This is a genomic window from Pseudomonas sp. OF001 (assembly GCF_904426495.1).
In the GTDB taxonomy this organism is placed as follows: Bacteria; Pseudomonadota; Gammaproteobacteria; order Pseudomonadales; family Pseudomonadaceae; genus Geopseudomonas.
On sequence record NZ_CAJGBM010000004.1, the window covers coordinates 67,570 to 78,907 of the forward strand.

Below are 11,338 nucleotides of genomic sequence, written 5' to 3' on the forward strand. Positions count from 1 at the left end.
CGCCGTGCGACGGCGTCCGGCGGATCAGGGCGTGATGTGCAGCTCGGAGTCGCGCATCACCTTGAGCTCGGCGTCCTCGGCGTGGAAGCCGCGGGCGAGCTTGGCGCGCAGGGTCAGGTCGGTGCGCGAGTCGGCGTGGCGCAGGGCCTCGTCGAGGCTGATGCGTCCGGCCTGCACCAGGGCATAGAGATGCTGATCGAAGGTCTGCAGGCCGAGTTCCTGGCCGCGACCGATGGCGGCCTTGATGTCGTCGAGCTGGTCACGCTGGATCAGGTCGGCGATGTAGGGGGTCTTCAGCAGCAGCTCGACGGCGGCGACGCGCTTGGCCTCGCGCCCCGGCACCAGGCGCTGGCCGACGATCGCCTGCAGGTTGAGCGCCAGGTCGCCGAGCACCTGCTGGCGCGCCTCCTTGGGGAAGAAGTTGCAGATGCGCTCGATGGCCTGGGTGGTGTTGGTGGCGTGCAGGGTGGCGATGCACAGGTGACCGGTCTCGCTGTAGTGCAGGGCGTGCTGCATGGCGTCGCGGTCGCGGATCTCGCCGATCATGATCACGTCCGGCGACTCGCGCAGCACGTTGAGCAGCGCCTGCTCGAAGCTGCGGGTGTCGAGGCCCACCTCGCGCTGGTCGACGATCGAGCGCTGGTGGCTGTGGAGGAACTCGATGGGGTCCTCGATGCAGACGATGTGGCCGCCGCGCGAGCGGTTGCGCAGGTCGATCATCGACGCCAGGGTGGTCGACTTGCCGGAACCGGCGGCGCCGACCACCAGGATCAGGCCGCGGTCGAGCATGATCAGCTCCTCGAGCTTCTTCGGCAGGCCGAGTTCCTCGATGCCGGGAATCTGGCTCTTGATGTGGCGCACCACCATCGAGACTTCGCCGCGCTGGTAGTAGACGTTGGCGCGGAAGCGTCCGGCGCCTTCCAGGCCGATGGCCAGGTTCATCTCCAGATCGCGCTCGAACTCGGCGATCTGCTTCTGGCTCATGATCTGGTAGGCCAGCTGCTGCACGGAGCCGGGCGGCAGCGGCGCCTTGCCGATCGGCAGGCTCTGGCCCTCGCGCTTGAGCTGCGGCGGTGCGCCGACGCTGAAGAACAGGTCGGAACCGCCCTGCTCGACCATCAGGTGCAGGTAACGAAACACATCCATGCCGCTTGCCTCCTGAATCGGGAAGGAATGTGGGCGGCGCCAGGCCTCCAGTCTGCCCTATCGGGCGCGCGCCGTGCCGTTGATCTTCTGCATGGTCTCGCCGATCCAGGTCTCGGCGCGCTGGTTGAGGTCGGCCACCGCGCGTGGGCCTTCGCCCTCGGCGTGCAGGGCCGGGCCGAACACCACGCTGACCGTGCCCGGATGGCGCTGCCAGCCGTCGCGCGGCCAGCACTCGCCGGCGTTGTGCGCCACCGGCAGCACCGGCACGCCGGCGGCCACCGCCACCGAGGCGCCGCTGCGCGAGAACTTGCCCATCTCGCCGGCCGGAATGCGCGTGCCTTCCGGGAAGATCAGCAGCCAGTTGCCCTGCTGCAGGCGTTCGAGACCGACGCTGGCCACCTGCTTGAGTGCCTGCTTGGGGTTGCTGCGGTCGATGCCGATCGGCTTGAGCAGCTTGAACGCCCAGCCGTAGAACGGGATGCGCAGCAGCTCCTGCTTGAGCACCTGGGTCAGCGGTGCGAAGTGGGCGGTGAGGAAGAAGGTTTCCCAGGCGCTCTGGTGCTTGGCGAGGATCACGCACGGCTGCCGGGGGATGTTCTCCAGTCCTTCGAGGCGGTAGTCGATGCCGAGCATCACCCGGGTCAGCCACACGGCGAAGCGGCACCAGGTGCGGGCGATGAACTCGTAGCGGGCCTTCTGTGGCAGCCAGGTGGCGATCAGCAGGCTGAGGATGCACCAGATCACGGTGCTCAGGCCGAGCAGGAAATAGAACAGGGCGGTACGCAGGGTCATCGGGCGGCCTCCCCGGCCAGCAGATGGGCGGCCACGGCCGCCAGGTTGTCGAACACCTTGACGCCTTCCGGCACGCCCCTGGCCAGGGTGCGCTCGCCCTTGCCGCTGCGCACCAGCACCGGCTGGCAGGCCACCGCCTGGGCGGCGGCGATGTCGCCGGGGCTGTCGCCGACGAACCAGACGCCGTCGAGGGCGACGTCGTAGTGTTCGGCGATCTGCACCAGCAGGCCGGGCAGCGGCTTGCGGCATTCGCAGCCCTCGTCCGGGCCGTGCGGGCAGTGGACGATCAGGCCGAGTTCGCCGCCCTGCTCGGCCACCAGCTGGCGCAGGCGCGCGTGCATGGCCTCGAGGGTGGCCTCGTCGTAGTAGCCGCGCGCCAGGCCCGACTGGTTGGTGGCCACCGCCACGGTCCAGCCGGCCAGGCTCAGGCGGGCGATCGCCGCGATCGAGCCGGGGATCGGGATCCACTCGGCGACGGACTTGATGTAGGCGTCGGAGTCCTCGTTGATGACCCCGTCGCGGTCGAGAATCAGCAGTTTCATAAGGGCGGTTTCAAGGGCGTAGGGTGGAAAACTCGCGCCGCGATTTTCCACCGGGATGGATGGTGGACAAGGCTGCGCCGTTGTCCACCCTACGCTTGGGCCCTGTGGAACAGAAGCAGAGGCAAGATCCACAGGGCCGGCAATCCGGTATCTGTGGATAACGGCCGGAGCCGTTATCCACAGGGGCGGTCAGCCCAGCAGCGAGATGTCCGCCACGCCGAGGAACAGCCCGCGCAGCTGGGCCAGCAGCGCGTAGCGGTTGCCACGCACCGCGGCGTCGTCGGCGTTGACCAGCACTTCCTCGAAGAACGCATCCACCGGCGCGCGCAGGGCGGCCAGGCGCTGCAGCACGGCGTTGTAGTTGCGCGCCGCGGCCAGCGGGGCGACCGCCTCGGCGGCCTGGCTGACCGCCAGGGCCAGGGTCTGCTCGGCCGGCTCGATGAGCAGGCTGCTGCTGACCTCGCGCGGCACCTCGCCCTCGGCCTTGGCGAGGATGTTGGACACGCGCTTGTTGGCGGCGGCCAGGGTGGCGGCCTCGGCCAACTGGCGGAACGCCTGCACCGCCTGCACGCGCTGGTCGAAGTCCAGCGGCGCGGAAGGCTGAAGGGCGCGCACCGCCTGGTACACGGCCACCTCGACGCCCTCGTCCTCGTAGCGGGCGCGCAGGCGGTCGAACACGAAGTCCAGCACCTGGGCGGCCAGGCCGTCGGCCTTGACCTTGTCGCCGTACTGCTCGACGGCGAAGGCCACCGCCTGCACCAGGTCGAGGTCCAGCTGCTTCTCGATCAGGATGCGCAGCACGCCCAGCGCGGCGCGGCGCAGGGCGTAGGGATCCTTGGAGCCGGTGGGCAGCATGCCGATGCCGAAGATGCCGACCAGGGTGTCGAGCTTGTCGGCCACCGCCACGGCAGCGCCGGTCAGGGTGGACGGCAGCTCGGCGCCGGCGCCGCGCGGCATGTACTGCTCGTTGAGCGCCAGGGCCACGTCGGCCGGCTCGCCGTCGTGCAGGGCGTAGTAGTAGCCGGCGATGCCCTGCATCTCCGGGAACTCGCCGACCATCTCGCTGGCCAGGTCGCACTTGGACAGCAGGCCGGCGCGCGCGGCGCGCTCGGCGTCGCCGCCGATGCGCGCGGCGATAAAGGCGGCGAGTTCGGAAACTCGTTTAGCCTTGTCGAACACGCTGCCCAGCTGGGCCTGGAACACCACGTTGGCCAGGCGCTGGTTGTTGTCTTCGAGGGCGTGCTTCTTGTCCTGCTTGAAGAAGAACTCGGCGTCGGTCAGGCGCGGGCGCACCACCTTCTCGTTGCCGGCGACGATCTGCGCCGGGTCCTTGGACTCGATGTTGGCCACGGTGATGAAGCGCGGCAGCAGCTTGCCGCCCGCATCGACCAGGCAGAAGTACTTCTGGTTGTCCTGCATGGTGGCGATCAGTGCCTCTTGCGGCACCTCGAGGAAGCGTTCCTCGAAGGAGCAGACCAGCGGCACCGGCCACTCGACCAGCGCGGTCACCTCGTCCAGCAGCGCCGGCGGCACGATGGCCTTGCCGTTCTGCTCGCTGGCCAGCTCGGCGACGCGGGCGTCGATCAGCGCACGGCGCTCGGCGAAGTCGGCGATCACGTAGGCGCTGCGCAGGTCCTCGGCGTAGCTGGCCGGGTTGCTGATGCGCACCTCGTGGTTGGCGTGGAAGCGGTGGCCGCGCGACACGCGCCCGGCCTGCTGGGTGAGGATGGTGCAGTCGACCACCTGCTCACCCAGCAGCATCACCAGCCACTGGGTGGGACGCACGAACTCCTCGCGGCGCGCCGCCCAGCGCATGCGCTTGGGAATCGGCAGCTCGTTCAGCGAGGTTTCGACGATGCCCGGCAGCAGGCTGGTGGCCGGCTGGCCGGCGATGGACTGGACGAACTTCAGCTTGGGGCCGCTGGTGTCGACCTGTTCCAGATCGACGCCGCACTTCTTGGCGAAGCCCAGGGCGGCCTGGGTCGGCTGGCCGTCCTTGTCGAAGGCGGCCTGCAGCGGCGGGCCGTCCAGACGCACCTCGCGGTCCGGCTGCTGCACGGCCAGCTGCTCGACGAGGATCGCCAGGCGGCGCGGTGCGGCGTAGTAGCGCGCCTTGGCGTAGCCGAGGCCGGCGGCCTTGAGGCCCCTCTCGACGCCGGCGAGGAACGCCTCGGCGAGGGTCTTCAGCGCCTTGGGGGGCAGCTCTTCGGTGCCCAGTTCGACCAGAAAATCTTGTGCACTCATTCCGCGGCCTCCTTCAGCTTGGCCTGTATTTCGTCACGCATAAGCACTTCATCACGAAGAGCAGGGGTGGCCATCGGGAAGCCGAGCTTGGCGCGCGCGATCAGGTAGCTCTGCGCCACGGCGCGGGCCAGGGTGCGCACGCGCAGGATGTACTGCTGGCGCGCGGTCACCGAGATGGCGCGGCGGGCGTCGAGCAGGTTGAAGGTGTGCGAGGCCTTGACCACCATCTCGTAGGTCGGCAGCGGCAGCTCGAGGGCCATCAGGCGGTTGGCCTCGGCCTCGTAGAAGTCGAACAGCTCGAACAGCTTGTCGACGTTGGCGTGCTCGAAGTTATAGGTGGACTGCTCCACCTCGTTCTGGTGGAACACGTCGCCGTAGGTGACCTTGCCGAACGGGCCGTCGGAGTAGACCAGGTCGTACACCGAGTCGACGCCCTGCAGGTACATGGCCAGGCGCTCGAGGCCGTAGGTGATCTCGCCGGTCACCGGGTAGCACTCGACGCCGCCGACCTGCTGGAAGTAGGTGAACTGGGTGACTTCCATGCCGTTGAGCCAGACTTCCCAGCCCAGGCCCCAGGCGCCGAGGGTCGGCGATTCCCAGTTGTCCTCGACGAAGCGGATGTCGTGGACCAGCGGGTCGATGCCGATGGCGCGCAGCGAGCCGAGGTAGAGGTCCTGGATGTTGTCCGGGTTCGGCTTGAGCACCACCTGGAACTGGTAGTAGTGCTGCAGGCGGTTGGGGTTCTCGCCGTAGCGGCCGTCGGCCGGACGGCGCGAGGGCTGTACGTAGGCGGCGTTCCAGGTCTCGGGACCGATGGCGCGCAGGAAGGTGGCGGTGTGGAAGGTGCCGGCGCCCATTTCCATGTCGTAGGGCTGCAATACCACGCAGCCCTGCTCCGCCCAGTAGCTTTGCAGGGCGAGGATCAGGTCCTGGAAGGTGCGCACGGCAGGCGTAGTCTGGCTCACGAAATCACCTGTTCTGAGGCTTGCGTAAAGCCGGCGAGTATAACCGATGGCGAAAGCCGTGGAGGGGGCGCGTGTTGTGCGGCGTGCGCAGCTCGCCGGTTGATATGTTCCACGTGGAACATCGCCCGCCAATTCGCCGGCAGGCGGAACCAGGCAGCGGGCCGCGGGGTACAATGCCCGCTCAATCCAACCGCCGGAGAATCCCGTGGAGAAGATCAAAGGCGCCCTGGTGGTGGGCGCGCTGCGGCTGGTCGCCGCCCTGCCCTGGTCCGCCGTGCAGCGCCTCGGCGCGGCGATCGGCTGGCTGCTGTGGAAGCTGCCCAACCGCTCGCGCGAGGTGGTGCGCATCAACCAGGCCAGGTGCTTTCCCGAACTGGGCGCCGCCGAGCGCGAGGCGCTGCTCGGACGCACCCTGAAGGACATCGGCAAGACCTTCACCGAGAGCGCCTGCGCGTGGATCTGGCCGGCGCAGAAGTCGCTGGCGCTGGTCAAGGAGGTCGAGGGCCTCGAGGTGCTGGAGGCGGCGCTGGCCAGCGGCAAGGGCGTGGTCGGCATCACCAGCCACCTGGGCAACTGGGAGGTGCTCAACCACTTCTACTGCAACCAGTGCAAGCCGATCATCTTCTACCGCCCGCCCAAGCAGAAGGCGGTGGACGAGCTGCTGCAGCGCCAGCGCGTGCAGATGGGCAACCGCGTGGCGCCGTCGACCAAGGAGGGCATCCTCAGCGTGATCAAGGAAGTGCGCCGCGGCGGCGCGGTGGGCATTCCCGCCGACCCGGAGCCGAGCGAAGGCAGCGGCATCTTCGTGCCGTTCTTCGCCGTGCAGGCGCTGACCAGCAAGTTCGTGCCGGGCATGCTGGCTGGACACAAGGCGGTCGGCGTGTTCCTGCATGCGATCCGCCTGGAGGACGGCAGCGGCTTCAAGGTGATCCTCGAGGCGGCGCCGGAGGACATGTACAGCAAGGACCCCGAGGTCGGCGTGGCGGCGATGAGCCGGATGATCGAGGGCTACGTGCGGCGCTGGCCGAGCCAGTACATGTGGAGCATGAAGCGCTTCAAGAAGCGCCCGGAGGGCGAGCAGCGCTGGTACTGAAACCGCCCGGGCTTGCCGCGCTGGCGCATAGCCAGTAGCGTCTGAGCTCTCCCCCGCAGACAGGACGATCCCGAACATGGAAAACCGTCGCGTGCATGTGCGCACACCGATGAAGGTTCCGCTGTGCATCGAGCATCCGCAGCATGGCAGGTTGCAGGTCATCACCCGCGACATCTCCGATGGCGGGGTGTTCGTGCTGCTCGACGAGCCCCGGGGCCTCATGCAGCCCGGCGAGCTGGTCTGCGGTCAGGTCCAGGGCCTGCCGGGAGAGGCCCCGCTGGTGCACATGCGTGTGCTGCGCTGCGAGAGCGGCGGCGTGGCGCTGGTTTTCGTCGGCGACTGAAGCCGCGCTCGGACTGCCGGGCGCCACGCGGTAATGAACGACGCCACTGCCCCGTCCAGGGGCAGCGGCGTCGCTGTTGCAGCGCATGGTGCGGCAGCCGGGGCGCTTCAGAATGCCGGGCTCGGCGCGCGGGCGGCGTGCGCTGCCGGCAGCGCCGCAGGGGCCGGCACGTGCGGGGCGTCGGCCTGGCTGTCGAGGCGGAACACCGCCATCGCCGCGGCCAGCGCCTCGGCCTGCTGCTGCAGGCTGTGCGCGGCCTGGGCGCTGTCGGTGACCAGCAGGCGGTTGACCTGGGTCGTCTGGTCCATGTCGACCACCGCGCGGCTGACCTGCTCGACTGCCGTGCTCTGCTCGTGGCTGGCGGTGCTGATCTCGCTCATGATCTGCGAGACGCGGGCGATGGCGGTGACGATCTCGGCGGTGGTGTGCCCGGCGTCGTCGACCAGCCCGGCGCCGCGCTCGACGCTCTGCAGGGTTTCGCCGATCAGCGCCTTGATGTCCCGGGCGGCCTCCGCGCTGCGCTGGGCCAGATGGCGTACCTCGTTGGCCACCACGGCGAAGCCGCGGCCCTCCTCGCCGGCCCGCGCCGCCTCGACCGAGGCGTTGAGGGCGAGGATGTTGGTCTGGAAGGCGATGCCGTCGATGATCGCCACGATGTCGGCGACCTGCCGCGAGCGGCTGTTGATGTCGCCCATGGTCGCCACCACCGCCTGCATCAGCTCGCCGCCGCGGTTGGCCACGCTGGCGGCCGAGGCGGCCAGCCGGTCGGCCTGGCGGGCGTTGTCGGCGTTCAGGCGCACGGTGGCGCCGAGCTCTTCCATGGCGGCGGCGGTAGCGGTCAGCGCGCTGACCTGCTGCTCGGAGCGCTCGCTCAGCTCGTCGCCATGCCGGGAGATCTGCGTGCTGCCGACCGACACCGCATCGGCCGACCGGCGCACCCGCGCCACGGTGTCCTGCAACTGGGCGGCCATCGCCAGCAGGGCGGCCAGGATGCTGTCGGTATGCCCGCGGGGCTGGCCGCCGACGGCCAGTTCGCCGCGACCGATGGCGGCAGCCAGTTCGCGCACCTCGTCCGGTTCGGCGCCCAGCTGGGCCAGCAGGCGCCGGGTGATCAGGACGGCCAGCAGCACGCCGCAGAGCAGGGCCGCGCTGCAGAGGATGATCATCAGCCAGGAGAAGCTCAAGGCGATCGCGGTGGCCTGCTGCGAGTCGCGGCGGATCTCGCCTTCCTGCAGGTCGATGAAGGCGTTGATGCTGGCCAGCCAGTCGCTGAAGGCCGGTGCTGCCCGTTCGAGCAGCAGGGTGCGGGCCTCGTCCGGCCGGCCGCCCTGCTGGGCGGCGATCACCGCACTGGCCAGCGGCAGGGTGCGCTGCTCGACCTCGCGGATCGCCGCGGCCAGCTCGCGTTCCTGCTGCAGCACGCCGCTGCTCTTCTGCAGCAGGCCGTCGAGCACGCGTTGCGCCTCGGCATAGTTGTCGGCCAGGCGCTGGATCTCGGCGAGGGCGGCCTGCTGCTCGGCGGTCGAGCGGGCCAGCACCACGTCACGCAGGGCGATGGCGCGGTCGTGCACGCTGCCGCGGAAGTTGATCGCCTGGCGCTGCTTGACGCTGTGCTCCTCGTTGATGGCGACCAGGCTGTTCCTGATCCCTCCCACGCGATTCACGCCGATCAGGGTGAGCAGCACCATCATCGCCAGGATGACGGCGAAGCCGAGGGCCAGACGCTGGCCGATGCTGAGTCTTCTTCTGGTAGAGGCCGGCATTGTGGAACTCCGCTGGGACAGGCTAAGTTGTACAAGTTGTGCGTACTGTACAATATCCATGCATAGGTTTGTGCACGCAAGGGCGGAGTGTGCGCAGAAGAGCGGCCGCCACGGTCCGGCGGGCCGTGACGGCTGGATGCCGACGCTGTGGTCGAGGGCGCCATCAAGCGCTTGAGGACGCGCCGGTGCTAGACCAGCACCTGGCGGGTGCTGGCGATCAGCTCGTGGACCTGCTGCTCGACCTGCGCCGGGGTGGGTGTCGCCGGTCCGCGGCCGCGCGGGCAGGGCAGGCTCGCCGTGGTGCCGAACAGGCGGCAGATCAGCGGGCGTTCGTCGTACACCTCGCAGCCCTGCGGGCCGAGGTGCACGCAGTTCCAGTCGGCCAGCGCCGCGTCATGCGCGGCGACGCTTTTCACCGGCAGGCGCGACATCTCCTCGGAGGAGGCGGTGACCGGCCCGCAGCAGTCGTGGCAGCCGGGCTCGCAGGCGAAGCCGGGGATCTGCCGACGCAGGCGGTCTATCGTGCGGCCGGTGCAGCTCATCGGCGGCCTCCTCGTGCCGTCGCCGGGGCTCTAGCCGGCACGCGGCTTGTCCAGCTTCTTCAGGAACACCGTCATCTCCTTCTCCGCCTGCTTGTCGCCGCGGGTGCGGGCGGCTTCCAGGCCCTGCTGCCAGGCGGCGCGCGCCGCGTCCGTGGCGCCGAGCGCCGCATGGGCCTTGCCCAGCAGTTTCCAGGCCGCCGAGTAGCCGGGATCGAATTCCACGCAGCGCTGCAGGTGGGGCAGCGCCTGGACGGCGTCGCCGGCATCCAGGTGGGCGTTGCCCAGGCCGAAGCGCAGCAGGGCGTTGTCGTGGCCGGCGGCCAGCAGTCTTTCCAGGGCGGCGACGGTGGTCATGGGCGTTCCCCTGCAGTGGGTGGAGATTGCGCCGCCGCTGGTGGGCGACGCGTTGTGGTCGTCCAGCCTAGCCGAGCGCGCCTCAGTAGCGCCAGAACGCCGGCGACAGCAACACGATCAGCGAGAACACCTCGAGACGGCCGAGGATCATCGCCACGCTGAGCAGCAGCTTGGCGCTGTCCGGCAGATTGGCGTAGTGGGCGGCGGCGTCGCCCAGCGCCGGGCCGAGGTTGTTCATGCACGAGGCCAGGCTGGAGAAGGCGGTGATCGGGTCGAGGCCGGTGCCGAGCAGCAGCAGCATCAGGCCGAAGAAGGTCACCATGTACATGGCGCAGAAGCCCCATACCGACTCGATCACCCGGTCGGGCACCTTGCGCCGGCCCATCTTCACCCCGAACACGCCGCTGGGGTGCAGCAGGCGCTGGATCTCGCGCTGGCCCTGGCGCACCACCAGCATGGCGCGCATCACCTTCATGCCGCCGCCGGTGGAGCCGGCGCAGGCGCCGATGAAGGTGGTATAGATCAGCAGGAACGGCAGGAAGCTCGGCCACACGCTGAAGTCGTCGACGCCGAAGCCGGTGGTGGTGAACACCGAGACCACCTGGAAGGCGGCGAAGCGGATCGAGTCGAGCGGGTCGTCGTGGTGGCTGTAGACCAGCAGCAGCGCGGTGGTGATGACGAATACCGCGGCCAGCAGCCTGAGGTAGGTCATGCACTCGGGGTCGCGCAGGTAGGCCTTCAGCGAGCGGCTGCGCAGGGCGAGGAAGTGCAGGGCGAAGTTCATCCCCGAGGCGGCCATGAAGAAGATGCAGATGGCCTCGATCAGCGCGCTGTCGAAGAAGGCGATGCTGGCGTCGTGGGTGGAGAAGCCGCCGATGGCGATGGTGGCGAAGCTGTGGCCGATGGCGTCGAACGGGCTCATGCCGGCAATCCAGTAGGCCAGCGCGCAGAGGGCGGTCAGCCCGCAGTAGATCAGCCACAGGGTCTTGGCGGTGTCGGCGATGCGCGGTGACAGCTTGTTGTCCTTCAGCGGCCCGGGCATCTCGGCGCGGTACAGCTGCATGCCGCCGATGCCGAGCATCGGCATCACCGCCACGGCGAGCACCACGATGCCCATGCCGCCCAGCCACTGCAGCTGCTGGCGGTAGTAGAGGATCGAGCGCGGCAGCGCGTCGAGGCCGGTGAGCACGGTGGCGCCGGTGGTGCTGAGGCCGGAGAAGGCCTCGAACAGCGCGTCGGCGGCGTCCATCGCCGGTCGCTCGCCGAGCAGGAAGGGGATGGCGCCGAAGGCGCCGAGGACGAACCAGAACAGCGCGGTGATCAGGTAGCCGTCGCGCACGCGCAGTTCGCCGTGGGCCTCGCGGTTGGGGAACCAGATCAGCGTGCCGGTGACCAGGGTAATGGCGAACGACCAGACGAAGCTGCGCCAGGTGTCGTCGCCGTCGTGCACGCCGAGCAGCATGGGCGGCAGGTGGGTGACGCTGAAGATCATCAGCAGCAGGCCGAGGATGCGGGAGATGACGGCGTAGTGCATGGGGCGGTCCGTGCGGCAGC

At 69.3% G+C, this 11,338-nt stretch carries 11 protein-coding genes and 1 pseudogene; 2 read left to right on the forward strand and 10 right to left on the reverse strand.

Annotation, left to right across the window (positions count from 1 at the left end; all coding sequences use genetic code 11):
* Positions 1 to 24: 24 nt before the first annotated feature.
* The 5 genes from RA210_RS03890 to glyQ all read right to left on the reverse strand — a co-directional run bounded on the left by RA210_RS03890 (position 25) and on the right by glyQ (position 5,689).
* Positions 25 to 1,146, reverse strand: a complete 1,122-nt coding sequence (locus tag RA210_RS03890; RefSeq protein ID WP_201485458.1) for a PilT/PilU family type 4a pilus ATPase — start codon at positions 1,144 to 1,146, stop codon at positions 25 to 27.
* A gap of 57 nt (positions 1,147 to 1,203) precedes the next feature.
* Positions 1,204 to 1,938 (reverse strand): lysophospholipid acyltransferase family protein, encoded by a 735-nt coding sequence (locus tag RA210_RS03895; protein ID WP_201485459.1) that lies wholly within the window; start codon positions 1,936 to 1,938, stop codon positions 1,204 to 1,206.
* Positions 1,935 to 2,480: a D-glycero-beta-D-manno-heptose 1,7-bisphosphate 7-phosphatase gene (gmhB, locus tag RA210_RS03900; RefSeq protein WP_136490030.1), complete on the reverse strand. Its 546-nt coding sequence runs from the start codon at positions 2,478 to 2,480 to the stop codon at positions 1,935 to 1,937. Before gmhB ends, RA210_RS03895 begins: the two co-directional genes overlap by 4 nt.
* Before the next feature lie 189 nt (positions 2,481 to 2,669).
* Complete coding sequence (gene glyS, locus RA210_RS03905) at positions 2,670 to 4,724, reverse strand: glycine--tRNA ligase subunit beta (protein ID WP_201485460.1); 2,055 nt, start codon at positions 4,722 to 4,724, stop codon at positions 2,670 to 2,672.
* Positions 4,721 to 5,689, reverse strand: coding sequence for a glycine--tRNA ligase subunit alpha (gene glyQ, locus RA210_RS03910; RefSeq protein WP_201485461.1), 969 nt, complete (start codon positions 5,687 to 5,689; stop codon positions 4,721 to 4,723). Before glyQ ends, glyS begins: the two co-directional genes overlap by 4 nt.
* A gap of 205 nt (positions 5,690 to 5,894) precedes the next feature.
* Between glyQ and RA210_RS03915 the strand changes: the two genes are divergently transcribed.
* Together RA210_RS03915 and RA210_RS03920 are read left to right on the forward strand one after the other, a co-directional pair.
* On the forward strand, positions 5,895 to 6,782 hold the full coding sequence (locus RA210_RS03915; protein WP_136490033.1) for a lysophospholipid acyltransferase: 888 nt from the start codon (positions 5,895 to 5,897) through the stop codon (positions 6,780 to 6,782).
* Between the two features lie 76 nt (positions 6,783 to 6,858).
* A complete protein-coding gene (locus tag RA210_RS03920) occupies positions 6,859 to 7,125 on the forward strand; it encodes a PilZ domain-containing protein (protein WP_136490034.1) in 267 nt (88 codons plus the stop codon).
* 107 nt (positions 7,126 to 7,232) lie between these two features.
* On the opposite strand, the gene RA210_RS22145 is transcribed toward RA210_RS03920, so the two are convergent.
* From RA210_RS22145 to RA210_RS03940, 5 genes and pseudogenes are all read right to left on the reverse strand, one after another.
* The gene (locus RA210_RS22145; RefSeq protein ID WP_372239877.1) at positions 7,233 to 8,291 is read right to left on the reverse strand and encodes a methyl-accepting chemotaxis protein; all 1,059 of its coding nucleotides are present in this window, start codon (positions 8,289 to 8,291) and stop codon (positions 7,233 to 7,235) included.
* Between the two features lie 66 nt (positions 8,292 to 8,357).
* A pseudogene (locus RA210_RS22150) lies at positions 8,358 to 8,948 on the reverse strand (MCP four helix bundle domain-containing protein); the annotation flags it as partial.
* A gap of 128 nt (positions 8,949 to 9,076) precedes the next feature.
* Positions 9,077 to 9,430, reverse strand: coding sequence for a YkgJ family cysteine cluster protein (locus RA210_RS03930; protein WP_136490036.1), 354 nt, complete (start codon positions 9,428 to 9,430; stop codon positions 9,077 to 9,079).
* Positions 9,431 to 9,460: 30 nt separating this feature from the next.
* Positions 9,461 to 9,784, reverse strand: coding sequence for a tetratricopeptide repeat protein (locus tag RA210_RS03935; RefSeq protein WP_136490037.1), 324 nt, complete (start codon positions 9,782 to 9,784; stop codon positions 9,461 to 9,463).
* 82 nt (positions 9,785 to 9,866) lie between these two features.
* Positions 9,867 to 11,318, reverse strand: coding sequence for a TrkH family potassium uptake protein (locus tag RA210_RS03940; protein WP_136490038.1), 1,452 nt, complete (start codon positions 11,316 to 11,318; stop codon positions 9,867 to 9,869).
* Between the last annotated feature and the right edge of the window lie 20 nt (positions 11,319 to 11,338).